The organism is Erythrobacter sp. NAP1, assembly GCF_000152865.1.
GTDB lineage: Bacteria > Pseudomonadota > Alphaproteobacteria > Sphingomonadales > Sphingomonadaceae > Erythrobacter.
Map to the genome: position 1 here is coordinate 898,585 of NZ_CH672390.1, position 25,458 is coordinate 924,042.

Consider the following 25,458-nt stretch of genomic DNA (forward strand, 5'->3'; position numbering starts at 1 on the left):
AGCCCGGATGTATGAAGGGCGAAGACCCACTTTCAGGAGAAGCCATTATGGCAACCGTCAACGTCACCGATGAGAGCTTCAAGAGCGACGTGCTCGAGAGCGACAAGCCCGTTCTGGTCGATTTCTGGGCCGATTGGTGCGGCCCGTGCAAGATGATTGCACCCGCACTCGAAGAGATCAGCAACGAACTCGGCGAGCAGGTCACCATCGCCAAGATGGACATTATGGAAAACACCGGAATCCCCGCTGAAATGGGTGTTCAGTCGATCCCGCTGATGGTCCTATTCAAGAATGGCGAAGCGGTTGCTCGCAAGGTCGGAGCCGCTCCCAAAAGCCAGCTCAAGGACTGGCTCGAAAGCGAGATCTAAAGTTCAGGCAGTCTGCCGATTTTGGCGGCAGGCAAACAACGAGGCGCAGGTTCTAGCGAAGGCCGGAACCTGCGCCTTGCTGATTCAGAAAACCTGAAATCGCGTCAGGCGTCCGCGGGCATGTAGCCAGCCTTGATGAGCCTTTCGGCCAGATCATCGAACAAAGCGCGATTCGCGCCTCCGATCATGCCTTTTCGGCCATCATCAACGCGGTAGGGCGACCCATCCGGCCGCAGGCACGATCCGCCAGCTTCGTTTAGAAACAGGCAGCCGGCTGCGTGATCCCAAGGCAGGGTGCGTTCGTAGATCGCGAGGTCATGACCGCCAAACACTGTGAGCGGATATTGCTCGCACGCTGCGCGCGGCGCTTTGACGATCGAATAATGCGGTTCGATCTCGGCTTCGAATATGGAACGCTGCGCATTGGGCATAAAGCCCTTCATCGCGGCAAGGTTAGGCGGGGTGTCGCCGGAAGCCGATGCTGCGACCTTTTCGCCGTCAATAAAGGCACCTTCGCCCTTCTTTGCGTGGCAAAGCCGGTCGCGAACCGGATCGTAGATCCAGCCCGCAACAGCTTCGCCTGCGTCGGCAAGCGCAATCATTATTCCGAAATGACCCTCGCCGTTTGCGAAATTGGCAGTGCCATCAAGCGGGTCGATTATCCAACATGCACCGGACAAGCGATCCATGACGCTGGCGTCCGCTGCCACGGCTTCTTCACCCACGACCGCGACATCGGGAGCAAGCCTCGTGAGCGCTTCGGTCAGAAACTCTTCCACCTCGCGGTCGACAACCGTCACCGGGTCATCTTCGCCCTTCATCTCGATCTCGTCGTCGCGCAGCTCACGGTATCTAGGCAACATCGAACGCTGCGCGGCGAAGCGCAGGAGGTCGCGTATTTCAGCATCCAAGGGTGAAAATTGGGTCATGAACGGTAATCCGCGTTGATCGAAATGTAACCGTGGGTGAGGTCGCAGGTCCAAACAGTGGCGCGTCCGCCACCCATGCCGAGATCGACTTCGATATCGATCTCATCGCCCTTGAGGTGCTTGGACACCGGCGCTTCGTCATAGTCGTCGACCGGCAGACCATTGCGTGCAGCCCAGACGCCCCCGAAGCCTATCGAAAGCTTGTCACGGTCGGCCGGCTCGCCAGCCTTACCCACAGCCATGACAATGCGGCCCCAATTGGCATCTTCACCGGCTATGGCGGTCTTCACGAGGGGCGAATTTGCAATCGAGAGGCCGACACGCCGTGCGCTGTCGTCGCTGACCGCACCGCTTACGCGTACATTTATAAATTTGGTCGCTCCTTCACCATCACGCACGACAAGTTGCGCTAGCTGGCGATGAACGTCTGTGAACGCCGCAGCAAAAGCATCCGCACCCGGACTTTCCCAATTCTCGATACGAGCATTGCCTGCTTTGGCGGTCGCGAAGGAAAGCACCGTGTCGCTGGTCGAGGTGTCACCGTCGACCGTGATGCAACTGTAGGTCCGTGCGTTCGCCTGTTCTAACAGCTCCTGCAAGAATGAGGGCGCCACATCAGCATCGGTGAACACATATCCGAGCATGGTCGCCATGTCGGGCGCAATCATGCCCGAACCCTTGATGATCCCGGCGATCTCGACACGTGTCTCGCCAATCATCGCAGACGCGTGCGCACCTTTGGCGAAAGTGTCTGTTGTACCGATCGCGTCTGCAGCCTCCTCCCAGCTGCATTCGCCAGCCTTCAGCGCCGCATCAACGCCTGCTCGTGCCCGGTCTTTGGGAAGCGGCACGCCGATTACGCCGGTTGACGAAACGAGCACTTCATCAGGGGCGCAAGCCAGCCCTTCGGCCACCTGCGACATGATTTGCTCAACCGTTTCGCGCCCCCGATGGCCTGTGAAGGCGTTGGAGTTCCCGGCGTTGACGATAAGTGCGCGAGCCTTGCCCGACTTTACCTGCTCACGTCCCATTTCGACCTCGGTCGAGGCACACGCGCTTTGAGTGAATACTCCTGCAAGCGCAGAGCCTTCAGCGAGCTCTACGAAGGTCAGATCACAGCGATCCCAATCCTTGTAACGCGCCCTCGCAACGCGCAAAGTTACGCCATCTATGGCTGGCATTTCGGGGAAGGGCAGAGCGAGTGGAGAGCGGTCAAGTTCCATAGGCGGAAGCCTTAGGAGCGCGCCCATGCCGAGTAAACGTCTCAATCTTCATGCAAGCGGCAGTAAAAATCCGGCCTGACGGTGGACGCATTGCGACAGATGCATTATGTCTTGCGGTGCATGATGGCTCGTCATCTTATTGCGTTGTTCGCCCTGTTCACCGGCATCGCCGCGCTTTCCGCGCCTGCGCATGCGGGCGAAGTGCAGTCGAACGTTCAGAATTCGCGCTCAGTCGCCAATACTTCTGAAGCCCAAGCGAGCGAAAACTGTTCATGCGCCTCCGAGGCAGAAAACCGCGAGGCTGCCCGTCCCAAGCGTGAGCGCAAGCGCACCTGGACGTGGTTCCCAAGCTGGCTGCGCCCGAGCATTTTCCTCGGCGGAGACCGCGCGCTCGAATAGCGCGCCCCCAAGTATTTCTATCGTAACGCGCGCCGTCTTTGCGTGCGAAACTCCCTGACATATCCGCATTTGCGCCCGGTCCCGCCCTGCTGCGGGATGCGAGCCTCAAGAACAAAACGTCAAAGGCAAGACCTCTCCCATGTTCAACAAAATCGTCAAATCCGTCTTCGGCTCTTCGAACGATCGATACGTCAAATCGCTCGGCAAGATTGTCGACAAGATCAACGCGCTGGAGCCGATGATACAGGAACTGTCGGACGACGCGCTCAAGGCGCAGACCGACAAGTTCCGCCAGCAGCTCGACAGCGGATCGACGCTTGAGGACATCCTGCCCGAAGCCTTCGCGACCGTTCGCGAAGCATCGGTACGCGTGCTGGGGATGCGCCACTTTGATGTGCAGCTGATAGGCGGCATCGTGCTCCAGCGCGGCGAAATCGCCGAAATGCGCACGGGTGAAGGTAAAACCCTGATGGCGACGCTTGGCGTTTACCTCAATGCTATCGAGGGCAAGGGCGTCCACGTCGTCACCGTCAACGATTACCTCGCCCGCCGCGACGCGGAATGGATGGGACAGCTTTACACTTGGCTCGGCCTGACGGTCGGCGTGATCGTCCCCAACATGACTGAGGCGGCCAAACGCGACGCATACAACGCAGACATCACGTACGGGACGAACAACGAGTTCGGCTTCGACTACCTGCGCGACAACATGAAGCATGAGCGCAAGGCCATGGTGCAGCGCCCGTTCAACTTCGCCATCGTCGATGAGGTGGACTCGATCCTGATCGATGAGGCTCGTACGCCGCTGATCATCTCCGGTCCGACTGAAGACAAATCCGACCTCTATGCCGCTCTCGATGAGGTTGCGAAGGAGATTCCGGAAGACTGGTACGACAAGGATGAGAAGACCAAGAACATCCAGTTGAACGAGAACGGACTGGACCAGGTCGAGCAGCTGCTGATGGACAAGGGGTTGCTCGAAACCGACAATCTCTACGATGTCGAAAATACTCAGGTGGTACACCACCTCGACCAGGCGCTGCGCGCGGTGCACATGTTCAAGCGTGACGATCACTACATCGTGAAGGACGATAAGGTCGTTATCATCGACGAGTTCACCGGCCGCATGATGGATGGCCGCCGCTGGTCCAACGGTCTTCACCAGGCGGTCGAAGCCAAGGAAGGCGTGAAAATCGAGCCTGAGAACCAGACCATGGCCTCGATCACTTTCCAGAACTATTTCCGGATGTATCCCAAGCTGTCTGGCATGACCGGTACGGCTGCGACCGAAGCGGCAGAATTCTGGGACATCTACAAGGTCAACGTCGTCGAAATCCCGACCAATGTGCCGGTCCAGCGCATCGATGAGGAAGACGAGTTCTACAAGAACACATTGGACAAATTCGCGGCTATCGCGAAGACGATCAAGGAACATTCCGAGCGCGGTCAACCGATCCTGGTGGGTACGGTGTCGATTGAAAAGTCCGAATTGCTCAGCCAGTTCCTCGACAAGGAAGGCGTAAAGCACGAGGTGCTGAACGCCCGCCAGCACGAGCGCGAGGCGCATATCGTGGCGCAGGCGGGCCGGCTTGGCGCTGTGACCATCGCGACCAACATGGCGGGTCGCGGTACCGACATTCAGCTTGGCGGTAACGTCGATTTCCTGATCGAGGATGAGCTGGGTGAAATGGAAGACGGCCTTCGTAAGGAGGCCGAAATCTCCCGTATCAAGGAAGAAGTCGCAGCTGAGAAAGCCAAGGTGCTCGAAGCGGGTGGGTTGTTCGTGCTCGGCACCGAGCGCCACGAATCACGCCGTATCGACAACCAGCTGCGCGGTCGCTCGGGCCGTCAGGGCGACCCCGGCCTTTCGCGCTTCTACCTCTGCCTTGAGGACGATCTTCTGCGCATCTTCGGCCCGGACACCCTGTTTGCCAAGATGATGAATTCGAACCTCGAAGATGGCGAGGCGATCGGGTCCAAATGGCTCTCCAAGGCCATTGAGACGGCACAGAAGAAGGTCGAGGCGCGGAACTACGATACCCGTAAGCAGGTCGTGCAGTACGACGATGTCATGAACGACCAGCGCAAGGTCATCTACGAACAGCGCGCCGAAATTATGGACTCAGAAGCGGTCGACGATGTCGTTGTCGATATGCGCCACGATTCCATCAGTTCCATCATCTATGCGAACTGCCCGGTCGGCTCGTACCCCGAACAATGGAACGTCGAAGGGCTCAAGGAGAAGCTCGAAGAGGTCTTCGGCATCACGCCTCCGATCGACGAGTGGCTTGAGGAAGACCAGGTCGAGCAGGAGATCATGGAAGAGCGTATTCGTGCTCAGACCGACGAGATGATGGCGGCGAAAGTCGAGAAGTATGACGCTGAAATCTGGCGCCGGGTTGAGAAGCAACTGCTCCTCGAACAGCTTGACTATCACTGGAAAGAACACCTCGCGACGCTCGATGCGCTGCGCCAGGTGATCTGGATGCGTGGAATTGCTCAAAAGCAGCCTATCAACGAATACAAGCAAGAGGCCTTCGCGCTGTTCGAAACGATGCTCGAAACCCTGCGCGAGGACGTGACCAAGCTGCTGTTCAAGTCAGAGCTGCGCATTCAGCAACCCGAGCCTGCAGCGCTGCCCGATCTGCCTGATTTCCTGACCGGCCACATTGATCCGTTGACGGGCCTCGAGAACTCGGATGACGGCGATGGATCTGCCGAGCGCGCTGAGCTGTTTGGTTCGCTCGCCGGTTCGTCCAAGGCTGCATTTGGACCGGGCGGTTCTCAAACCGACAATCCCTATGCAGGCATGGAGATCAGCCGAAATGCACCGTGCCCGTGCGGATCTGGCAACAAGTACAAGCACTGCCACGGTGCGGCGAATGCGGGTGCTGTTCGCACTGCATAAGGCAGGGATTTCACTACCGGCAACTGGCGGGCAGGGAGGTTAGGGCACAGTGCCATTGATCCTTCTGCTCGCTGGAGGCTTTTTCGTCACCGCACTGCTTTATGCAAGCGTCGGTTTCGGCGGGGGCTCGACCTATTCGGCGCTTCTGGCGCTGGCAGGGCTGGATTACCGGGTTCTCCCGCTCGTCAGCCTTGCGTGCAACATCGTGGTGGTGAGCGGTGCGAGCATTCGTTTTGCTCGCTCGGGCGTGACACCGTGGAAGGGAGCCATTGCGTTGACCGCTCTTGCGGCTCCGGCGGCGTTTATCGGCGGGCTCATGCCGATCGACCGCAACTCGTTCCTGCTTCTGCTTGGGGCTAGCCTCGTTCTGACAGCGCTGACGATGCTGATCCCGGTGAGGGAGGACGATACGAGCGTGCCGAACCGCTTCTCCAAGGCCATGCCTTTCGTGGCCGCGCCTATAGGGTTTCTGGCAGGGCTGGTCGGCATCGGAGGAGGCATATTCCTCGCACCGCTTCTTCACCTGACACGGTGGCGCGATGCGCGCGCGATTGCCGCGACCGCGAGCCTTTTCATACTCGTAAACTCACTGTTTGGTCTGGCCGGTCAACTCGCCAAGAACGGACCTGCCATGTTCGGCGGCGCGATGGTCGATGCACTGCCGCTGCTTATCGCGGTGGTCATCGGCGGCCAGATCGGTAGCCTCATGGCCGTGCGAGTGCTTCCGCTCAAATGGATCCGCTGGCTTACCGCAGCGCTAGTCGGATTGGTCGGCGTGAGGCTCTTGGCCGGGGTCTGACGCGCCTGAGCGCCCACCCCTGCAAAGGCGCATCAATCTTCGGTGAAGTAGTCGCCCGAGAGTTCGTGATCGGCCAGACGCTCGCACGCTTTCTTCATGCGTCGGTTAAAGCGCTCGGACTGGTCGCGTGTGCGAACAGTGCGACGGGCTTCCTCGAACATCGCTTTGGTATCTTCGTATTCTTCGTCGATGGTTTGATCGAGCAAAGCCTGTGCGTCGGGCTCGGCCATGCCGCCTGCGACAGCCATCGCGACTGCACGTATTTTCCAATCGCTGATGCCGGCATCGTCGACGACGAAATCATGCTGGCGGCAAGTGGGCGCCATTGAGACCGATTCAGCGATCTTGTCGAAGTGGTCACGCGTGTCACGATCAAGATCGCCTGCCATCAGCATGACAAAGATCGGCGAGGCCGCGACAAGTCCAAAAATCCCCATGTATTCCTCCCAAAACGAAACGTTCCAGACGCGTGCTAGCACGGTGGAAATGGCCCTGTCCAAGGCCTGGCGATCGAAGGTGGGTGGAAAATGGCTCCCCGATTTGGATTCGAACCAACGACCAAGTGATTAACAGTCACCAGTCTCAAAGCCAGCGTTTGGCACTTCGGTCCGTCTGGACACCCTTGAATTGGGGCAATTTTGTGCGGCCCTGCCGGTCAAGATCGGCCAAAAAGGACTCAAAGGAGTACACGCCTCAGTACACACATTCTACTTCATAGGCGGCCCGCGCCTCATGCGTACTCTGAAATCTTGATGGGGGCAGGCGAGACCCAGCATGGAGCCGCCCCAAAATGGGTGCGAGACATCTGGACCACGTGGGGAGGGGCGGTTTCGGACCGCCCAGCCGGTTATGCGAGCTTAGCCGCCCGCTTGTTGCGACGATAGCCACGCTGCTGAGCTTCAGCGCGTGCCTTTTCGCTATTCGCCTTGATCTCGTACTTTAAGCAATCGATTTCGGAGGAGTTGTAGTCCCTCGTACCCATCGTGCTTTGACTGCTCGCTTCGCCACCAGTCAACGAGAAAAGACCCTTCAGCATCTGTAAGCTTAGCCGCTTCATGTCCGATTGCGTCCTTCCAAAACCGGTCAATGTCCGGTCCATACTCTGTCTTAAGTGTGTATAATGTATCTTGCGTTAATGCAAAGGGTACGTCCTTTGCCGCTTTATGAGCTAACGCAGTAGCGCAAGCGATTGTTCCGCCGCCCGCTAAAATGTAACTCGCCAAATTTGCCAATGTGCCTCCTAGGGTGAAGGCATCATCTACTAATACATAGGGTCTGTCGGTCGAAATGTCTCCAACAAACGAGGGCTGCCACAAAAACCGTTGAAATCGATTGAGTTTTGTTCGTCCAACTCTCGCTTTTTGCGTAATTTCGTTGTCGATCTCGCCCCCGATCGCTTCGGCGAGACGTGCTGCGTGTGCAAAGGGGATTGCGTTGACTGGCCCATCCCTCATGCCTGCGGTGCCATCGATAGCGTCTTCGTCGTCGAACGCTGGATGTGGCAGAACGTAAATAGGTCGCTTGCCAGCATCCATTAAGCGGTCGATGATCGCATCTTCTTTGCCCTCATCCCAGACCATGTCCACTAGGTCCATCGCGGCGGACATATCGTTTGAGAATTTAGCGGCCTGATACGCCTTGGCGGCATCACTTTTTTTGATGCGGAGTCCCTCCTGGTCTCCTTTCAGAACGGCCAAAGGGCCATGAACGATGATGCTATCGCAGGCTGGTATCGGCAAACGTTCTCGCGGATGCGACGCCAGTGGGGGGCAAAGTGGGGCGGAGGCCGACATTTGGGGAGCTAAACTAACTGGGTTGGTTCTGTTCGAAGATAGGCCTTGGTCGAGCTTGAAAGGATTTGCCAAGCTGAAGTCGCGAAGCTGGATCCAATGAACAAAACAGGCCGGATTAGAAATCAATGCATCAGGCGCTAAATACCGCCCGCAGCCAATGCCGCTAGGGGAGTGGCAATTTAATCAACAGCCTAGGCCTACTCTAAGTGCCGATAAACGCTGGCTCGACTGATACCAAGTTTCTTGGCAATCTGCGATGGGGTCACCCCCTGTTTGTGAAGTCGAATGATCTCCTTAGTATCGATTGTCTTTTTGCGACCCTTATAGACACCGGCCGCCTTCGCCTTTGCTATACCCTCCATTTGCCTTTCTTTGCGGATATCTGCCTCAAATGCCGCCACGGCGCCGAGTATCGCCATCATCAGCCTCCCAGTAGAACTGTCGGTATCCACGCCACTCTGCTGCAGGCAACGAAACGAAACACCTTTGCTCTGCAGCCGCTCAATAACGGTGAAGAGGTCACCGACTGAGCGGGCCAAGCGATCAAGGCGCGTCACAATAAGGGTATCGCCATCACGGACATAGCGAATAGCGTCCTCGAGCTGCTGTCGATCCTTCGCAGACATGCCCGATCGTTTCTCCGAGAAGATCTTTTCGCAACCAGCGTCAGACAACGCTGCCTCCTGAATTTCCAAGCTTTGCCCTGCCGAACTTACTCGTGCGTAGCCTACCAATGTCATGCAGTGATCCGTCTCAATAGGGTCTCGACTCTTGGAAAGTGACATGAAGAGCCATTATTATCAACCCTAATGAGACGCCTATTGTGTCTCACTCGCGCGTCTCGTTTGAGTTTACCCATCTAAGGCAATTTTTGGCGTTGCTCACAAGTTTGCCAGTGGCAAAGCTTTAGGGAAGAATGACTTTTCTGGTGGGTTAGCTCTGGTGGTTAGGCGTCTTGAGGCCCTTGGCTTTGACGTCAAGAAGCCGACACGCAATCCGACTTGGGGCGAAGACGAACTCGTACTGGCTTTACAGCTCTACTTAAGCAATCGGTCTTCGCCACCCGGAAAGGGGAGTACCTTAGTAAAAACCTGTCGGGATTGCTGAAGAAGATGCATAAGATTTTGGGGACGGATGCAGGAGAGACACTTCGCAATCGCAATGGTGCCTACATGAAGATGATGAATTTCCGATCGATCGACCCGGCTTTCAAAGCTCAGGGAAAGGCTGGGATGAAGTCAGGGGGAAAGCTGGAGAAAGTTGTCTGGTACAAGTTTGTGAAAGACCCAGTGGCACTAAAGCTCGAAGCAGATAGGATACGGAAAGCGGTCGAGAAAGCAGATGTTGAATCTTTGGCCGCACTACCGAATGAAGACGAGGTCGAGGGGGAAGAAGGTGGCGTTGTGATGCGATTGCACAAAAGGTACGAACGCGACCGCAGCCTTAGCCGAAAGAAGATCGTCTCAGCCAAAAAGGCTGGAAGTGTAGAATGTGAGGTGTGCGAATTCGACTTCGAAGCAGCATTCGGTGAGTTGGGAGACGGGTTCATCGAGGTCCACCATCTCAAGCCTGTTCACACTCTCGGCAAGGGTAGCAAAACCAGGCTCAAAGATTTGGCGCTTCTGTGTGCGAATTGCCATCGGATGGCCCACCGCAAACGGATACCATTGAGTCTAGATGAGTTACGCGCTGCCCGGAGAAGCGCAAAAACGCGACCGACTTAGCTTTCCCAATTAGCATGCCGTCCACCTAGGCAACAGAAGGCTTCGAAAAACAGAGAACAGCACGGTTGGCAACGAGCCTAAGGGAAAATCGGCTCATATGGCTGCCCCTGGTGCTTGGTCCAAGAGGCTACGAAGCATGAGTTACATTGATCCGCTTGCACGGCAGCCTAATGTTCACGTCGGTCTTTGGCTCAATGCCTCGGAGAAACCTCGCAAATGGTTCGGTCATCTTGCATCGTCTCGGCGCGAATGCACACGTTACCTTGGGAGTCCATTTGCCTTATTTCAAACGATCCGATCTCTGGTGCGTAAGGCAAATTCGTGAGCGGTGAGATCAGCCGATCTGACATAGTTAACTCGACTGCAGAATCCACGATCAGGACAGCGAGAAACAGTGCGATGAGTTTCATGATCCCACGATACTGAATTGCCAAAGCCGCAAATGGCGGTGCTGCAAGCACCAGCACGGACATTGGTACCGTGTAGGCGAGATGAAGGACGTAAGCGATAATCCGTCCGAGGAGTGAGGATATCCTTCGAACATTTGACAACGGTGTGTCGGTAGAAGGAGCTAAGTTCGCGAAAATCAAAGCTCTCGCCATGCTCCCAGGTGGGAAGCATTCCATGGCCAGGACCATGGTTGAAGTGATTGCGAGAGCTACCCACCACCACGGAATTGATACTATCGACCCGATGGCATTACAGATCACAAAGTATGCGGTGAGCGATGTTGCGACAAATGTCGCGAGGAATGGAATACGGATAGAGAGCGGGCCTGCTATCGCTAGCGAGGCAATAGTGAGAAAGTGCTTGTTGAAAATGAATAACCGTCCTCGAAAACGCTCGATTAGAGGAAGGTTTTTTATTCTTTCTTCAGCCTCATCCAGTGACTCGTGAGACTCAGGATACGAACGGAAGACCGGAACATCCTTAAGCGGCTGGAACATGATGAGCCGGATGCTTTGCAGTGTCAGAATCGCCAAGAGGACTATGAAGTCGCGTTGCCACCGAGGAAGCTCGATGGCGAGCCACTGAAAGACGCTTCCGAAAAGCCAGTCCCACCAGGCGATAAGATATTTTAAGCTAGCGGTAAGTGTGAACAATGTGTCGATAGACCCAGCAATGTTAAGCATGCCGAGAAGCGCGAAAAACCCAGAAACCCTATTTAAAGCGGAGTTCACTTACTCGGGTCCTTCCTTTTTCACCCTGTCAGCCCACTGACATATCGTGAGAAACGAGCGGAACAAGGGCCACTCGATATATGAGAAATTACAGCCCATCTTCATTGAATTGGCACACATCTTCCGGACATATTTAGGCGTCACGAATTGGGAGCGGAGGCGAAGTCCAATCGTCGATCAATACAACCTACTACTGCGGCCTATTCCCTTTATCCATGCAGGCTAACTTGCAAACACCAAATCACTTTGCTTTAAAAGTTCTGCTTTAGATGGGGGTTGTAATGAGTAAATCGCAAACTGCTTCGCGTTTTCTGCTATCGGCTTTTTCAATGATTGCGCTTGGTTGGCCTACTGTTTCGACAGCCAATGAAGCGCAAGAGGCAAGCTCAGCGAATATCGAAGCGGAAGAGAGCTGGGCAATCGCGCTTTCTGGCGGGGGTCTGCGTTCTTCGCTTTTCATGATTGGGGCTTTGAAAGCCCTTGACCAAGGCAATATGGTATCCACGGCCCCTGCAATCTCGTCGGTCTCCGGAGGCAGTTACGCAAACTATTGGCTGTATTCGCGCTATCTACTCACCAATCCTGGCGACCAACGCTTCGGTCACTATTCCTTATCAGATCAGGAATACACGCAACGCGTATGTGAGATCGTCACCAAAGGAAATTTCGTCACGAACACGCAGATCGGCTGGAACTGGCTGATCAGAAATTCGGTGGGCTTATACCAAAGTGCAATACTCCGGACCTACGGAAATGGGGACACTTGGGAAAACGGCCTTAAGCTCTCCAGTTTTGCTGAATCAGCCTCAAACGGTGAGATACCAAACATTCTCGTAAATGCGACCATCGCGCAGCCAAGGGACGTCACAGGGAATGACGTAATTGTCACCTTCACCCCTCAAGGCATTTCGAATGGTAACCTCGGAGCCGCTCAATGGACGAATGTGTCTGAGGATGAATTTCCGTTGTACAGAATGGTTGCGATATCTGGTGCGGCTGTCGGGGCATTGAAACAGTGGATGCCGAACCCTTTTTCAGCAATCGACAGTAATAGACTTCGCGTGTGGGATGGTGGAAAATCTGAAAACCTAGGTGCTTTCCCTTTGATTGTGGGCGGTCAAAAACGCGTCGTCATCATCGACGCAGAACACGATCCAAATTACACCTTTGGTGCCTATCACATTCTAAAGGACCGCCTCCAAGCAGAGGGTATTGATCTAGAAATACCAGCCATCGAATCGGCAGATGGCCAGAGGTTACAGACTTCGTACTTCTCTGGAACGGCACAAGGCGAAAGCAGCGCCACAAAGATCGTCTACATCAAGATGGCCTTGCCCGAGACACTTGACGATACCTTTGCTGAGCAGACGGAACCGAACAGCGTCGGATGGGATGACCAACGGCGATTCATGCAGGCTCTGGAAGACAGCGATCCTCGGTCCAAATATTGGGACTGCGCAAACTTGGGTTATGCGCCATCAGACCTTTCCTCATGGATGGCATACAACACGGCTAGCTACGCAGACTACCTGAACGGCAGCGACGGCACAGCCACGGTCTTCAATTCTACTGGGGTTAATTTCCTAGCCTTGGACTTCCCACAGTACTCTACAATCGACCAAAGTTTCTATGTCGATCAATCCTTGGCATTCATCGGTCTTGGCTACCTTCAAACTAAAGAGTTCGTCGACCAAAATGGGTCTTAAAGTCGTCCCATCAAAGCCCATCAGGGGACCAAACTCCGTTGATGGGCCGCGACACAGACCCTGAGCGAAGCCAATGACCGCTCACGCTAAAAACTCGAGTTGCCGCACAGTTCGAACTGCATTTTCCCCGAACGGCTCTCAATGGTGCCGAAAGCCTGCACCAGCACTAGATTGATTTCATTCTGGAGCTTTGATTGCATTGCGAGGGAAGGATGATTGAAATCCAAATAGGGGAAACGCCCCCTATTCATCCCCCATTGAAGCCGCACAAATAGGGCAGAACTTGGGTGCTTTTGATGACGTACCGATGGAGCGTTATCGGGTAAAAGCCTGGCTTTTCCAAGCCGTCACCCACAGCCGATACAAAACCTGATGGCCATCGATTGCATCAAGCGAAAGAGACGGTCCAGGGTAGGATCGACGCCTGACTACGAGACCCAGCTCGGCGCAATGTCTGCGAGACCCGACGCGTTTATGGATAGCGGGTTGAAGGTTGCGTCCCGCTTCGCGGACCGCCTGCCCCCGCTGTTCGCGGGAGCAGTTTTGTTGTGTTTAGTGGACCGTATTCGGCTTACCTTCGCCTGGCAGGTAAATTGGGTCGAGACCTAACTCTTTCCTGATGCGGTTTCGCCGCCCTTGTTGGCGAAAGTCGGTGAAGGTCATGAGATATTCGCAACCAGTGTCTTTCCATTGCTGGCGAGTGATCGCAGCTTTGCGATTCTTCCGTCGGTGGTACTCCCCGGAATAGGCTAGGCGATTAGTCAGCTCGCCGCTTGAGCGGTTGAGGTCTGCCAGCGACATGCTGCTTGGGTCATGGGAATGCATTGAGAATGCTCATCGGTTATTCATCCTTGAACCTTGGTGGAAGTTGAAGGCGGATACAGCTTTGCCGACCACGATCAGAATGTTCAGGGAAATCCCTAAAACTCTGAACGATGGGCAAAGCTGTTGTCCAATCCGATGAACCTCGGAGCCAAGCCGTATGGCATGGACACAGGCGAAAAGCGGAACCCAGCAAACTGGGGAGGGGCGGTTGAGCGGTCTCCCTTTATCCGCCGCTTATCAACGCGGGAGCAAACAAGGCTGGCAATTCGCCTACCAGCCTAGCTTCTGTGGGTTGCGGCAACGCATTGCCCACTCGTGCTTATCCTTCTCTTGCGGGATTAGCTTGCTGATGTGGTCTAAAGGGACCACACCATAAAAGCGGAAGAAACACCTCTGATCCCGTAGTCTAGCGTGCCGGCCCGGGGAGGCGGCCCATAGGGGGCGGTCGATGTATAGGTCGGTCGATCGGTCGATCAACGAATGGGTTTGTAGGGTCGCCAATCATTCAATCAGCGAATAGGGATCGTACTTCTCTTTCCACAGCTTAGTGCGTTCATATTCACGCTGTTCGATCCAAGCTTCAAGCACATCACGGCGATAAAGAACCCTGCCTCCAACCTTGAAATATCTAGGGCCGCCGCCGCTTAACCGCATCTTGTCCAGATAGGCACGGGACAATCGCACAACCTCCGCGGCTTCTTTGACCGTGAGGTACTCTTTCGATGCTGGTGGATTTGACAACGACATGGATCGACCTTGGCTAGTTGGCCCTGCGATCCGTCGGTGGGCAAGTCTCTAGTGAGCTATATATATCTGACATTCGCTAATGAACCATTACCCTTATCCACAGCCATCAGCACATTTCACATGTTCTTGGGAATCATTCTCATCCTATCCTGAAGATCGCTGCTGAGTGTGAGGACGCTCAGCGGTCTTCTTTTAACAAGGATCATAGCTGGAAGCGCGCAATGTCGATGCTTTCGAGGGGCGATATAGCGTCCAAATTGAATATCAGCCCGAAGCAGGCCGGAAGGCTCATGGAGGAAATGCCCTGCCTGAGGGTTGGGAAAAACAGCTTTCGCGTTGACGAACGCGATCTCGATGCGTGGAAGCGGAACAACACTTACCAGGTGAGGCCTACATGCCAACGGGGACGAAGCGCAGATATCTCTATACGCGGCCAGAAAGCGAATTCTGGCAGTACAAGTTTGTCATCGACGGCAGGACATTCCGTGGCTCCACCGGATGCGTTGAGGCCTCGGAAGCTGCCAAACTTGTAGATATCAAGCGAGCAGAAGCGCGGCAGAGGCTCCAGGCAGAAGCAAACGCCATTGGACATATGTCGGATGGATCGCGCGATCTAACGCTGGCTCAGTGTTTGGAACGCTATCGCGCCGCCAAGGAGGCGGATTGGCGCAACAAGCAGTGTCGTCGCATCAACGCCGAGTATTGTCTTTCCATCGGGGACGGCCCGAATATGCTTATCTCTCGCCTTACGCTGCCCGACCTAGTGACATTCCGCGCGCGGCGGAAGCTTATGATAAATCGGAAAGGCGATGCGGTGAAAGACACTACAATCAACCGCGATCTAGCACACCTTCGCGCAGCGATCCGATATGCCAGCAAATGCGGTTTTCGCACCCCTCAGCTAGATTGGTCGGCGGCAATCAAGAACAAGGCCGAAAAACACCGTACTCGGACACTAAGCGAGGCAGAGCAGGTAAAGCTTTTCGCGGCCATTGAGAAGCTGCACCCAGACCTCAAAGGCCCGGTACAATTTGCGATCCTATCCGTCGCGCGGAAAACAGCCGTGTTCGATCTCATATGGGAAAATGTGGATTTTGAAGAGGAAGTAGCGTTCGTCCCGCTCAAGGGCGAAGGCAACGATCCGATCATCCACGAGAACCTCTAACCATATCCATGGTCGAACTACTGAACGCTCAGCCAAGGGTAGCAGGCTGCAACCGGGTATTCACGTACACGTGTCGGAAAACGAACCGCACCACCGGCCAGATAAAGGGGGAGCGGTATCCTTGGACCGAGCATGGGATATACAAGCCCTGGAACGCTGTGGTGAAGGAAGCGGGCTTGCGAGATTTTCGATTTCACGACTTGCGCCACACCGGAGCTACGCGACTGGTCCGCGCAGTTCCCAACCTGGAAATTGCCCGTCAGCTCCTTGGCCACGCAGATATCAAGACCACACAGAAGTACGCCAACACGAACCGTGAAGACGTGCGGGCTGCAATGGAAATGGTATCTGAGCCGAAGTTCACCGTCGTGAATGGTGGGCTGTCGGACTGAAGCAGTACACAGTCGGCGTACACAGGAGAAAGCTCACCGTGCAAAATTTCGATCTAAGTCTTTGAAAATAGTGGCTCCCCGAGTTGGATTCGAACCAACGACCAAGTGATTAACAGTCACCTACTCTACCGCTGAGCTATCGGGGAGCAGCTTCCCAAGCGGTATTGAGGGAAGCGGAGGCGAGCCTATATGCAGGCGCGGCGAGCAATGCAAGGGGTGAATTCGTGTTTTCGTGCCCCGCTTGCGCGATCAGCCTAATCCACCGCGAATTGTTCAGCGACTATACGCTCGGCTAGTGATTGTCCGGGATCAAAGAGCAGTTCCAGGTCGCAGTCATGCGCGATCTCGATCGTGACTTCAGCGATATCGCGCAGCTCTTTTTGGTCGGCGACGGCTGCAACCGGCCTTTTGACCGGCTCGAGCACGCGAAACTTGATTCGCATTTCGTCCGGTAGAACGGCTCCGCGCCAGCGACGCGGGCGAAATGGGCTGATCGGGGTGAGGGCAAGCATTCCGCTGTCGAGCGGCAGGATCGGGCCGTTCGCTGACAGGTTGTAAGCGGTCGATCCAGCAGGGGTCGCGACAAGCACCCCGTCGCCCACCAGCTGTTGAATACGCACGCGGCTACCCACAGTGACCTCAAGCTTCGCTGTCTGGCGGGTTTCACGCAGCAGTGACAATTCGTTGATCGCGTACATCTCGTGCTTTTCGCCGGCTTGCGTAACCGCGGTGATGCACAGGGGTGTGATTGTCTTGGCACGCGAGATATTCAGGCGCTCCATCACCGGCTTCGTCATGTCATATCGGTTCATCAGGAACCCGACCGTGCCGCGGTTCATGCCATAGGCGGGAACAATGCGGCCTGTGTCCATCATCGAGTGAAGCGTCTGGAGCATGAAGCCGTCGCCGCCCAGAACGACCACTGCATCGGCGTCCTCCATCGCGCACCAGTCGCGCTGAGCCCAAAGCATGGAATAGGCTTCCTGTGCGCGCGGCGAATCAGAAGCGACGAGGGCGACCTTCTCGAAATTGCCTCGCACCGGACCATCGCCCGAGCGGCTGCCATTGGTGTCGGTGTCCACTGCAGTCCCCATTCACGCACTCCGCACAATTTCGCGAAAAATCCGCCTTGCCTAAGCGTTTACTTGTCCATGCTACGCTGGCAGCGCGCCCCCCACAGGCACTAATGAGTTATCCTGATGTTCCAATTTTGGGCGGATTGCAATTGGGGAGCGATTTTGGCGAAATGCGGGAATAAGGGAGCCGCATGAATAACGGGCGCACATCGACAGGAACGACAGGAGCCGGCTCGCTGCGAGGCGGTGCACCGGGCAATCTGCCCGGGGTAAAGGCATCGGCGCTCGAACAGGACCTATTGCGCGCGCTCGACCGGCGCGAGATCGAAGTGCTGTTCCAGCCGCAATTCAGTTGTCGCACAGGCGCGGTGGTCGGGGCCGAAGCACTGTCACGTTGGCAGCATCCCTCGCTTGGAGAGATCGGAGCGCGCGACCTTTTTGCGATTGCTGAGCGTGCTGCTCTCGTGGCGCCCTTGTCACGGCATGTCGTTGCAAGGGCGCTTGAAGATGCAGCGAGTTGGCCTCACGATCTCACCATTTCGCTCAATATCACGCCCGAGGAGCTGGGCGATCCGCGCTTTGCCGCCGATTTCGCCGAGAGCATCGCGAAAAGCCAGATCGAACCTGAGCGCCTTATGCTCGAGATCACTGAGGATCTGCTTGTTCGAAATATCGAACAGGCTTCGGCGGCTCTCAATGCTCTGCGTACACTTGGCTTTCGTACCGCGCTTGATGACTTCGGGGCTGGCTTCTGCAACTTCCACTATTTGCGGGCGCTGCCGCTCGATGCGATCAAGCTCGACAAGATCATGGTCGATGGCATTCCTGGCGACACCAAGGCGCTGGCGGTGTTACGGGCCATCATGGCGCTCGCCAAGGCGCTGGACCTTGCAATCTACGCCGAGGGTATTGAGAGCGACGTTCAGCGCGCAACGATCAAGGCGGAAGGATGCGACTATTGGCAGGGCTTCCTGCGTGCTCAGCCAATGAAGAGCGACGACGTGATTGCCTTGTCGCGCACGGCAAGAGGGCAGGGCCACGGCTGACTGCGTGCGCTGCGTGGGCATAATTTCGCGAGCCCCTCTACACTGCCATTGACCTGCTGCATGTTTACGTGAAGCTGCAAAGCAATGTCCGATAATCGCCCGACATATGAGATCGCCGCGCCGTCTATCCGGCCTTATGTGCAACCGCTCTGGCCCGGTGCCCTGGCGATGCCCTTCGAGACGCGCGATGAGCAGGGCAGGAAAATTAACCTCGCCGACGATCATCTGTCGGGCCACTATCTGTTGCTCGCATTCCTGAGCGTTCCTCATTCGGAGCAATCTGCTGCGCTCTTGCGTGCGCTTGCCGATCTGGATGCGCAATTTGAGGACGCTAATGCGACCGTGATCGCAGTGAGCGCTTCGGCGGATGCAAGCGCAAACAAGCAAATGAAGCGCGAGGCGAACTTTCCTTGGCCTATCGCAAGCGATCCGTCGGGAGCGTTCTTCGCCTCATACGGACTTCACAAGGGAGAAGACCAGACAACGCGGCTGGTCTTGATCACGCCGTTCCGCCAAATTCGCGCCTATTTCGACATCGACAACGACGCAGGCCCAACGCTGGATACGATCATGAGTGTTTTGGAAAATTCGCAAGCAGCCGAGGAAATGCGCTGGAGCCCGCCTCACGCGCCTATCCTGATCGTGCCCAACGTACTTTCGCCGGAAGAGTGCGGAAACCTTGTCAAATCGGTCGAAACAGACACGCCCTTCATGGTGCGCAAGCCTCAGCCGGGGGAGATCTCAGGCAATTACAAGGTGCCGGTCTACGATCACAATCGGCAGGACCGGATCGACCTCATTATCAAGGATCCCAATACGCTGAGATTTCTTGACGAAAGGATCTTCGGACGCGTCACTCCGATGATCAAGAAAGCTTTCGCCTACGATGTGACCCGGCGCGAGGACCTGCATATTGCGCGTTATGTCGGCAAGCGTGAAGGCATCGCGATGGGGCACCGCGACAATGTCGATCCACCCGGTGCACATCGTCGGTTTGCACTCTCGATGAGCCTCAACGATGAATATGAAGGCGGCGAAATTACCTTTGAGGAGTTCAGCCCGAAAGGTTACCGCGTGCCCGCAGGTACTGCGATGGTCTTCTCGTCTTCACTCTTGCACGAGGTTCAGGAGACGACATCGGGTGTGCGTTACAACCTGATCTCTCACCTGTTCAGCTAGGCGGCTTGCTTTTCGCGCTTCTTCGCCTTGCGCACGATTCCACTCAGGCCCTTGGTCAGCTGAAACAATCCGTTGAGACGGCTTTCCGGGTCGCCCCATGCGCGGTTGATGACAAGCTTCATGTCCGGGCGCAGCTTGGCTGTGTCCTTGAGCCGGTCGACATAGGCGATTAGGCCCGGCCCGTCCGGGAAGTCGTCCTTGTGGAAGGTCACCAGCGTTCCGCGCGCGCCGACATCGATCTTGGCGATGTTCGCCTCAATCGCCTGATGCTTGATCTCGATGAGCCGCACGAGGTTCTTGGTCGGCTGCGGCAGGTCGCCGAAGCGGTCGATCATCTCTGCCGCAAGGCTCTCGATTTCGGCCTTGTCCTGCGCCTGGTTGAGACGACGATAGAGGGCCATGCGCACAGCGAGGTCGGGGACGTAATCCTCGGGGATCATGATCGGCGCATCGACGGTGATCTGCGGTGAGAATGCGTCCTGCGCTTTCTCGAGCCCCATCTCGCCAGCCTTCGCGGCAAGGATCGCGTCTTCGAGCATCGATTGGTAGAGTTCGAATCCGACCTCGCGAATGTGGCCCGATTGCTCGTCGCCCAGCAGGTTGCCAGCACCGCGAATATCGAGGTCGTGGCTGGCAAGCTGGAAGCCTGCACCAAGGCTGTCGAGATCGCCCAATACCTTGAGGCGCTTTTCCGCCACTTCGGAAAGCTGCACGTCCTTTTCGTAGGTGAGATAAGCGTAAGCGCGCAGCTTCGACCGGCCCACGCGCCCACGCAGCTGGTAAAGCTGGGCAAGGCCAAAGCGATCGGCGCGGTGGATGATGATAGTGTTGGCGCTCGGCAGGTCGAGGCCGGATTCGACGATCGTCGTCGACAGCAGCACTTCGTATTTGCGATCGTAGAATGCACTCATGCGCTGTTCGATTTCGGCAGCGCCCATCTGGCCGTGCGCGCTGATGGCTTTGACCTCTGGTACGTTCTCGTGCAGCCACTCCTCGACATCGGCCATGTCCGATATGCGCGGAACGACAATGAAGCTTTGTCCACCGCGGTGATGTTCGCGCAGCAACGCCTCGCGCATCACCATGTCGTCCCACTCCATCACGTAAGTCCGCACCGCGAGGCGGTCGACCGGCGGGGTCTGGATAGTGGAAAGCTCGCGCAGGCCGGTCATGGCCATCTGCAATGTACGAGGGATCGGCGTGGCGGTCAGCGTGAGCATGTGCACGTCGGCGCGTAACTGCTTCAGCTTCTCCTTGTGCGTCACACCAAAGCGCTGTTCCTCGTCGACGATAACGAGGCCGAGGTCCTTGAATTCGGTGGACTTGGAAAGAATCGCATGAGTGCCGACCACGAGGTCAACTGTACCGTTGGCGAGGCCTTCACGAGTTTCCGCTGCCTCCTTGGACGACACAAGACGCGACAAGCGGCCAAGCTTGAGAGGGAACCCTTCGAAGCGTTGCTTGAAGTTCTCGTAATGCTGGCGGGCGAGTAGGGTGGTGGGGGCGACCACTGCGACCTGCTTGCCGCTCATCGCCGCGACAAAAGCGGCGCGCAAAGCGACTTCGGTCTTTCCAAAGCCGACATCGCCGCAGACCAGCCGGTCCATCGGTTTGCCGCTTTCAAGGTCGCGCAGGACATCGGCGATGGCGGCATCCTGATCGTCGGTTTCTTCCCAGGGAAAGCGGTCGACGAACTGGTTGAAGCTTGCGTCCTCTGCTTCGAAGCGCGGCGCTTTCTTGAGCGCGCGCTCGGCGGCAACCTTCATCAATTCGCCGGCGATGGCGGTGATGCGCTCCTTCAGCTTGGCGCGGCGTTTCTGCCATGCCTCACCGCCCAAGCGATCCAGCGGTACCGTCTCTTCCGATGAGCCATAGCGCGAGAGAACCTCAAGGTTCTCGACCGGGATGTAAAGCTTGTCGCCGCCCTTGTATTCGAGCGTGACACAATCGTGCTGGCTCTTGCCGACGGGAACCGGTTCTAGGCCCAAATATTTGCCGATGCCGTGCTCGACATGGACAACCAGATCGCCGCGTGAGAGTGCCTGAAGTTCGGCGAGAAAAGCGTCGGAATCCTTGCGCTTCTTCTTGCGCCGGACGAGCCGATCACCGAGCACGTCCTGCTCGGTCAGGACTTCCAGATTGTCGTTTGCGAACCCGGTGTCGAGCGGCAGGACCATCGCCGCAGTCTGGCCCTTGGCCGCAAGACCCTGCGCCTCCTGCCAGCTCTCTGCGAGGACGGTGGGCGCGCCCGCTTCTTCGAGGATCGAAGAGATGCGTTTCGCGCTGCCGGTTGAGTAGGCCGCGAAAAGAGGCTTGCGCCCGTCTTTCGCGATCGCCTTGAAGTGCTTGGCAGCGGCCTCGTAGACATTGTCGCCGCGAGCGCGCTCCGGCGTGAAGTCGCGCGCTGCCTTGAAGCCGAAGTCCAGCACCGCCTCCGCTTCGGGCGCAGCGAAGACGCTGGCACGGTGCGCGGGCGCTTTTGCCAAGGCGCTCTGGAATTCGTCACTAGCCAGGTACAGCGCGTCGGTCTCAAGCGGTCGGTAGGACCCGGTCTTGTCGCTCGCCACGCGTCCGCGCTGGTCGTGGTAGTCCTGAATGTCGGAAAGCCGTTCTTCGGCTGCTCCGAGTGCCGCCTGGTCGATCACAACGACGTCATCGTCGGCGAGGTGGTCGAACAGTGTTGCCAGCCGTTCTTCGAACAACGGCAGCCAGTGCTCCATTCCCGCCAAGCGCCGCCCGTCGCTTACCGCTTCGTATAGCGGGTCCTGCGTGGCAGCGGCGCCGAATTTCTCGCGGTATCGGCTGCGGAAACGCCTGATGGAATCCTCGTCGATAAGCGCTTCGGATGCGGGCAGGAGCAGGTGATCCTTAAGCCGCCCGGTCGAACGCTGCGTCGACGGATCGAACAGACGAAGGCTTTCAAGCTCATCGCCGAAGAAGTCGAGCCGCAGGCCTTCATCGAGCGAGGATGGAAATATGTCGACGATCGATCCGCGCACCGCAAACTCGCCGTGATCGACGACCGTATCTGTGCGCGTATAACCCTGCCGTGTGAGCAATGCAGCGAGGCTCTCGTGGCCAATGGTGGTTCCCGGTTTGAACCCTCGAACGCTCTCTCGGATGCGAAACGGGGTCAGTACGCGCTGGAGGACGGCGTTGATCGTAGTGACAAGCAACTGCGAACCGGTTGAGGGGTGCTGCAATCGGAACAGCGCGGACAGGCGCGCAGCACTCACCGAAAGCGCGGGGCTGGCGCGGTCGTAAGGGAGGCAATCCCATGCCGGAAACTCGAGCACCTCAACCTCTGGCGCGAAGAACCGCGCAGCCTCGGCAACAGAACGCATCGCTGCATCGTCGGGTGCGATGAAAACGGCACGCTTTTTCGCCGCGCGCGCGAGGTCGCTCATGACAAGCGGCTGCGCGCCGCGGGGAAGCGACGACAAGGTCAGAGGGGCTTGGGCCGCAAGGATGCGGTTGAGATCGGGCATGTGAGTTTAAAGCGTTCGGGTTGGCGGGAGTTCCTGCGCTGCCGCAGGAATTCAGATACGCCGCGGCCCTAGCTCGGGATGTCGACGTAGTCGAGACGCTGCATTTTCTCGATCATCTCGCCCTGAAACCGCTCCGGGACGGGCTGCGTCTTGAGGCCCCATGCCATCACGTCGACGTCGTCTTCGGCGAGCAGGTCCTCGAACCAGTCCATTTCCTTCTCACCCCATTCGGCGTGATAGCGATCGAAATAGCCACCAATCATGTAATCCGCTTCGCGCGTGCCGCGGTGCCAGGCACGGAATTTGGCGCGAGCGAGGCGGGTTTCTAAGGTGGGCATATCAGGCATGCGAGTGAAGTAAGGCACTCGCAAGGCACGTTCAAGATCGTATAGGCTTTGTGCATGCGCCCCGACATTCTCAACCCGCTGTTTGCTGAAAGCCAGACGCTCGATGGAGTGGGGCCAAAGCTCGCAAAGCCGCTTGAGAAGCTGGGACTGACGCGGGTCAAGGATCTGGCCTACCACCTGCCCGAACGCTTCGTGACGCGCCGCGCGATTGCCAACCTCGATGAAGGCGCGGAAGGCGAGCAGGTCATTGTCGCGCTGACCGCAACGGAGCATCGCGCCGCGCGCAATCCGGGTCGCGGGCCGTACCGGGTGATGGCTCAGGACGAAGTCGGCAATATGTGCGCGCTCACCTATTTTGGGCGGGCGTCCTACACGGCGAAAAAGCAGCTGCCCGTTGGAGAGAAGCGCTGGATCGCCGGGCGGCTCGATCGGTACGGGGACATGCTCCAGATTGTGCACCCCGACCATGTCGAGAAGGATTCTGCAGCGCATCTCGCGCGGATGAACGAGCCGGTCTATTCACTCTCTGAAGGGCTCACGCAGCCACGGGTCGCTGGCCTGGTGGCGCAGTCGCTCGAGCGTTTGCCAGAGCTGCCCGAATGGATCGAGCCGGGACAATTCGAGCGCGAGGGCTGGCCCAACTGGCATGACGCGCTCCACCTCGCGCACAAGGACCAGCACGAAAAAGCGCGCGACCGGCTGGCCTATGACGAGTTGCTCGCGAACAGCCTCGCCTTGCTGCTGGTACGGGCGGACGGTCGGCGAAAACGCGGGCAACCGCTCAAGGGTGATCGAAGTTTGCGCGACCGCCTCGATCTGCCGTTCGAGATGACCGGCGCACAAAAACGATCCGTAAGCGAGATCGAAGGCGATCTTCAGCAGGAAGCGCCGATGCTTCGTTTGCTGCAGGGAGACGTGGGCGCAGGCAAGACCGTGGTGGCGCTCGAAGCGATGTTGATCGCAGTCGAAGCGGGCAAGCAGGCGGCATTGCTGGCACCGACCGAAATCCTCGCGCGCCAGCACTTTGAAACCCTGCGCAAGATGGCCGCTCCGACCGGCGCCGAAGTCGCAATCCTCACCGGCCGGGCGAAAGGGCGCGAGCGTGAAGGGCTGCTGATGAGCCTGCTCAACGGCGATATCGATATTCTCGTCGGCACTCATGCCATCTTTCAGGACAGCGTGACGTACAAGGATCTGGCGCTGGTGGTGATTGACGAGCAGCACCGGTTCGGCGTGCAGCAGCGCCTCGCACTCGCCGCGAAGGGCAAGCGTGCGCCGCACACACTTGCCATGACAGCCACGCCCATTCCGCGCAGTCTGACGCTCGCCCAATATGGCGAGATGGACGTGAGCCGTCTCGACGAGCTTCCGCCGGGACGACAGGCGATTGATACTCGCGTGGTTGCGCAAGAGCGGATGGAAGATATCGTTTCGGGGGTCGAGCGCCATCTCGCGACCGGTCAGCAGGCGTATTGGGTGTGCCCAATGGTTCGGGATAGCGAAACGGCCGACATCGCCGCCGCCGAGGCGCGCTATGCTTCGCTGAAAGAGCGGTTTGGGGACGACGTTGTCCTGGTCCACGGACAGCTTCGCCCGGAAATCAAGGATGCGAACATGGAAAGGTTCGCCAGCGGCGGGTCCAAGCTCCTCATCGCGACCACCGTGATCGAGGTAGGCGTCGATGTGCCTTCGGCAACTTTGATGGTCATCGAACAGGCTGAACGATTTGGGTTAGCGCAGCTTCACCAATTGCGCGGCCGCGTGGGGCGGGGGAGCGAAAAATCTGTCTGCCTGCTGCTGCGCGGCGGCGAACTCAGCGAGGCAGGTCGCAAGCGGCTTGCTCTCATGCGCGAGACGCAGGACGGCTTTCGCATCGCCGAGGAAGATCTCGAATTGCGCGGCGGTGGAGAGCTCCTCGGCACACGCCAGTCGGGCGAGGCAGCGTTCCGGATCGCCAATCTGGAGCAAGTGCAAAAGCTCCTGCCCGCAGCGCACGCCGACGCGCGCTTGCTGATAGACCGGGACGGAGGTCTGACATCGCAGCGCGGTGAGGCGGCACGGGTGCTGCTCTACCTGTTCGAGCGCGACTGGGGCGTGCAATTGCTGCGTGGAGGATAGGCGGCGGAACGCCTTCATTTGTCCACGGTCTGCTAGAGTGGTAGG

At 57.3% G+C, this 25,458-nt stretch carries 21 protein-coding genes and 1 tRNA gene; 11 read left to right on the forward strand and 11 right to left on the reverse strand.

What is annotated here, in order from left to right; all coding sequences use genetic code 11:
* Positions 1-47 precede the first annotated feature (47 nt).
* Positions 48-368 carry a thioredoxin gene (trxA, locus tag NAP1_RS04145; protein WP_040464708.1) on the forward strand — a complete coding sequence of 107 codons (321 nt, stop codon included), beginning with the start codon at positions 48-50 and terminating at the stop codon, positions 366-368.
* Positions 369-472: 104 nt separating this feature from the next.
* Here the strand turns inward: trxA and NAP1_RS04150 are convergent, their stop codons facing one another.
* Positions 473-1,297 (reverse strand): inositol monophosphatase, encoded by an 825-nt coding sequence (locus NAP1_RS04150; protein WP_007163981.1) that lies wholly within the window; start codon positions 1,295-1,297, stop codon positions 473-475.
* Entirely contained in the window at positions 1,294-2,520 is a 1,227-nt protein-coding gene (gene argJ / locus NAP1_RS04155) for a bifunctional glutamate N-acetyltransferase/amino-acid acetyltransferase ArgJ (protein WP_007163982.1), read from the reverse strand. Before argJ ends, NAP1_RS04150 begins: the two co-directional genes overlap by 4 nt.
* 120 nt (positions 2,521-2,640) lie before the next feature.
* Between argJ and NAP1_RS04160 the strand changes: the two genes are divergently transcribed.
* The 3 genes from NAP1_RS04160 (at position 2,641) to NAP1_RS04170 (ending at position 6,626) form a co-directional block, all read left to right on the forward strand.
* Positions 2,641-2,919: a hypothetical protein gene (locus NAP1_RS04160; protein ID WP_007163983.1), complete on the forward strand. Its 279-nt coding sequence runs from the start codon at positions 2,641-2,643 to the stop codon at positions 2,917-2,919.
* 139 nt (positions 2,920-3,058) lie between these two features.
* Positions 3,059-5,827 carry a preprotein translocase subunit SecA gene (secA, locus tag NAP1_RS04165; protein WP_007163984.1) on the forward strand — a complete coding sequence of 923 codons (2,769 nt, stop codon included), beginning with the start codon at positions 3,059-3,061 and terminating at the stop codon, positions 5,825-5,827.
* Positions 5,828-5,882: 55 nt separating this feature from the next.
* Positions 5,883-6,626, forward strand: coding sequence for a sulfite exporter TauE/SafE family protein (locus NAP1_RS04170; protein WP_007163985.1), 744 nt, complete (start codon positions 5,883-5,885; stop codon positions 6,624-6,626).
* A 32-nt stretch (positions 6,627-6,658) separates the two neighbouring features.
* Here NAP1_RS04170 and NAP1_RS04175 read toward each other — a convergent pair whose 3' ends face one another.
* From NAP1_RS04175 to NAP1_RS04185, 3 genes are all read right to left on the reverse strand, one after another.
* Positions 6,659-7,063: a hypothetical protein gene (locus NAP1_RS04175; protein WP_007163986.1), complete on the reverse strand. Its 405-nt coding sequence runs from the start codon at positions 7,061-7,063 to the stop codon at positions 6,659-6,661.
* Between the two features lie 480 nt (positions 7,064-7,543).
* A complete protein-coding gene (locus NAP1_RS04180) occupies positions 7,544-8,545 on the reverse strand; it encodes a phosphoribosyltransferase (RefSeq protein WP_156777192.1) in 1,002 nt (333 codons plus the stop codon).
* Between the two features lie 71 nt (positions 8,546-8,616).
* Complete coding sequence (locus tag NAP1_RS04185; RefSeq protein ID WP_040464236.1) at positions 8,617-9,159, reverse strand: recombinase family protein; 543 nt, start codon at positions 9,157-9,159, stop codon at positions 8,617-8,619.
* 372 nt (positions 9,160-9,531) lie between these two features.
* Between NAP1_RS04185 and NAP1_RS04190 the strand changes: the two genes are divergently transcribed.
* Complete coding sequence (locus NAP1_RS04190) at positions 9,532-10,143, forward strand: HNH endonuclease (RefSeq protein WP_206740586.1); 612 nt, start codon at positions 9,532-9,534, stop codon at positions 10,141-10,143.
* Between the two features lie 191 nt (positions 10,144-10,334).
* Here NAP1_RS04190 and NAP1_RS04195 read toward each other — a convergent pair whose 3' ends face one another.
* Positions 10,335-11,324 carry a hypothetical protein gene (locus NAP1_RS04195; protein ID WP_156777193.1) on the reverse strand — a complete coding sequence of 330 codons (990 nt, stop codon included), beginning with the start codon at positions 11,322-11,324 and terminating at the stop codon, positions 10,335-10,337.
* 281 nt (positions 11,325-11,605) lie between these two features.
* On the opposite strand from NAP1_RS04195, the gene NAP1_RS04200 reads away from it, so the two are divergent.
* Positions 11,606-13,030: a hypothetical protein gene (locus NAP1_RS04200; protein ID WP_156777194.1), complete on the forward strand. Its 1,425-nt coding sequence runs from the start codon at positions 11,606-11,608 to the stop codon at positions 13,028-13,030.
* 1,326 nt (positions 13,031-14,356) lie between these two features.
* Here the strand turns inward: NAP1_RS04200 and NAP1_RS04215 are convergent.
* Complete coding sequence (locus NAP1_RS04215) at positions 14,357-14,602, reverse strand: AlpA family transcriptional regulator (protein WP_007163995.1); 246 nt, start codon at positions 14,600-14,602, stop codon at positions 14,357-14,359.
* 358 nt (positions 14,603-14,960) lie between these two features.
* Here NAP1_RS04215 and NAP1_RS04220 point away from each other — a divergent pair, with 358 nt between their 5' ends.
* Both NAP1_RS04220 and NAP1_RS04225 read left to right on the forward strand, forming a co-directional pair.
* Entirely contained in the window at positions 14,961-15,767 is an 807-nt protein-coding gene (locus NAP1_RS04220) for a hypothetical protein (RefSeq protein WP_156777195.1), read from the forward strand.
* 8 nt (positions 15,768-15,775) lie between these two features.
* Positions 15,776-16,159, forward strand: a complete 384-nt coding sequence (locus tag NAP1_RS04225; RefSeq protein WP_007163998.1) for a tyrosine-type recombinase/integrase — start codon at positions 15,776-15,778, stop codon at positions 16,157-16,159.
* Positions 16,160-16,230: 71 nt separating this feature from the next.
* On the opposite strand, the gene NAP1_RS04230 is transcribed toward NAP1_RS04225, so the two are convergent.
* Both NAP1_RS04230 and NAP1_RS04235 read right to left on the reverse strand, forming a co-directional pair.
* Positions 16,231-16,305, reverse strand: a tRNA-Asn gene (locus NAP1_RS04230).
* Positions 16,306-16,413: 108 nt separating this feature from the next.
* Complete coding sequence (locus tag NAP1_RS04235; RefSeq protein WP_007163999.1) at positions 16,414-17,253, reverse strand: NAD kinase; 840 nt, start codon at positions 17,251-17,253, stop codon at positions 16,414-16,416.
* A gap of 173 nt (positions 17,254-17,426) precedes the next feature.
* Here NAP1_RS04235 and NAP1_RS04240 point away from each other — a divergent pair, with 173 nt between their 5' ends.
* Together NAP1_RS04240 and NAP1_RS04245 are read left to right on the forward strand one after the other, a co-directional pair.
* Positions 17,427-18,281 carry an EAL domain-containing protein gene (locus tag NAP1_RS04240; RefSeq protein ID WP_007164000.1) on the forward strand — a complete coding sequence of 285 codons (855 nt, stop codon included), beginning with the start codon at positions 17,427-17,429 and terminating at the stop codon, positions 18,279-18,281.
* Positions 18,282-18,365: 84 nt separating this feature from the next.
* Positions 18,366-19,460: a redoxin domain-containing protein gene (locus NAP1_RS04245; protein WP_007164001.1), complete on the forward strand. Its 1,095-nt coding sequence runs from the start codon at positions 18,366-18,368 to the stop codon at positions 19,458-19,460.
* Here NAP1_RS04245 and mfd read toward each other — a convergent pair.
* Both mfd and NAP1_RS04255 read right to left on the reverse strand, forming a co-directional pair.
* Positions 19,457-22,948 (reverse strand): transcription-repair coupling factor, encoded by a 3,492-nt coding sequence (gene mfd / locus NAP1_RS04250; RefSeq protein ID WP_007164002.1) that lies wholly within the window; start codon positions 22,946-22,948, stop codon positions 19,457-19,459. The two genes, NAP1_RS04245 and mfd, sit on opposite strands and share 4 nt — an antisense overlap.
* Before the next feature lie 68 nt (positions 22,949-23,016).
* On the reverse strand, positions 23,017-23,295 hold the full coding sequence (locus NAP1_RS04255; protein ID WP_007164003.1) for a succinate dehydrogenase assembly factor 2: 279 nt from the start codon (positions 23,293-23,295) through the stop codon (positions 23,017-23,019).
* Between the two features lie 54 nt (positions 23,296-23,349).
* Here NAP1_RS04255 and recG point away from each other — a divergent pair, with 54 nt between their 5' ends.
* Positions 23,350-25,413, forward strand: a complete 2,064-nt coding sequence (gene recG, locus NAP1_RS04260; RefSeq protein ID WP_007164004.1) for an ATP-dependent DNA helicase RecG — start codon at positions 23,350-23,352, stop codon at positions 25,411-25,413.
* Positions 25,414-25,458: the final 45 nt, after the last annotated feature.

What these genes read in the sequence shown, in the direction of transcription:
- NAP1_RS04215 (WP_007163995.1), bottom strand. Translation starts at nt 14,602, where the DNA reads ATGTCGTTGTCAAATCCACCAGCATCGAAAGAGTACCTCACGGTCAAA.
- NAP1_RS04185 (WP_040464236.1), bottom strand. Translation starts at nt 9,159, where the DNA reads ATGACATTGGTAGGCTACGCACGAGTAAGTTCGGCAGGGCAAAGCTTG.
- NAP1_RS04240 (WP_007164000.1), top strand. Translation starts at nt 17,427, where the DNA reads ATGAATAACGGGCGCACATCGACAGGAACGACAGGAGCCGGCTCGCTG.
- NAP1_RS04150 (WP_007163981.1), bottom strand. Translation starts at nt 1,297, where the DNA reads ATGACCCAATTTTCACCCTTGGATGCTGAAATACGCGACCTCCTGCGC.
- argJ (WP_007163982.1), bottom strand. Translation starts at nt 2,520, where the DNA reads ATGGAACTTGACCGCTCTCCACTCGCTCTGCCCTTCCCCGAAATGCCA.
- NAP1_RS04235 (WP_007163999.1), bottom strand. Translation starts at nt 17,253, where the DNA reads ATGGGGACTGCAGTGGACACCGACACCAATGGCAGCCGCTCGGGCGAT.
- mfd (WP_007164002.1), bottom strand. Translation starts at nt 22,948, where the DNA reads ATGCCCGATCTCAACCGCATCCTTGCGGCCCAAGCCCCTCTGACCTTG.
- NAP1_RS04200 (WP_156777194.1), top strand. Translation starts at nt 11,606, where the DNA reads ATGAGTAAATCGCAAACTGCTTCGCGTTTTCTGCTATCGGCTTTTTCA.
- NAP1_RS04225 (WP_007163998.1), top strand. Translation starts at nt 15,776, where the DNA reads ATGGTCGAACTACTGAACGCTCAGCCAAGGGTAGCAGGCTGCAACCGG.
- NAP1_RS04175 (WP_007163986.1), bottom strand. Translation starts at nt 7,063, where the DNA reads ATGGGGATTTTTGGACTTGTCGCGGCCTCGCCGATCTTTGTCATGCTG.
- NAP1_RS04255 (WP_007164003.1), bottom strand. Translation starts at nt 23,295, where the DNA reads ATGCCTGATATGCCCACCTTAGAAACCCGCCTCGCTCGCGCCAAATTC.
- NAP1_RS04190 (WP_206740586.1), top strand. Translation starts at nt 9,532, where the DNA reads ATGCATAAGATTTTGGGGACGGATGCAGGAGAGACACTTCGCAATCGC.
- secA (WP_007163984.1), top strand. Translation starts at nt 3,059, where the DNA reads ATGTTCAACAAAATCGTCAAATCCGTCTTCGGCTCTTCGAACGATCGA.
- recG (WP_007164004.1), top strand. Translation starts at nt 23,350, where the DNA reads ATGCGCCCCGACATTCTCAACCCGCTGTTTGCTGAAAGCCAGACGCTC.
- NAP1_RS04160 (WP_007163983.1), top strand. Translation starts at nt 2,641, where the DNA reads ATGATGGCTCGTCATCTTATTGCGTTGTTCGCCCTGTTCACCGGCATC.
- NAP1_RS04245 (WP_007164001.1), top strand. Translation starts at nt 18,366, where the DNA reads ATGTCCGATAATCGCCCGACATATGAGATCGCCGCGCCGTCTATCCGG.
- trxA (WP_040464708.1), top strand. Translation starts at nt 48, where the DNA reads ATGGCAACCGTCAACGTCACCGATGAGAGCTTCAAGAGCGACGTGCTC.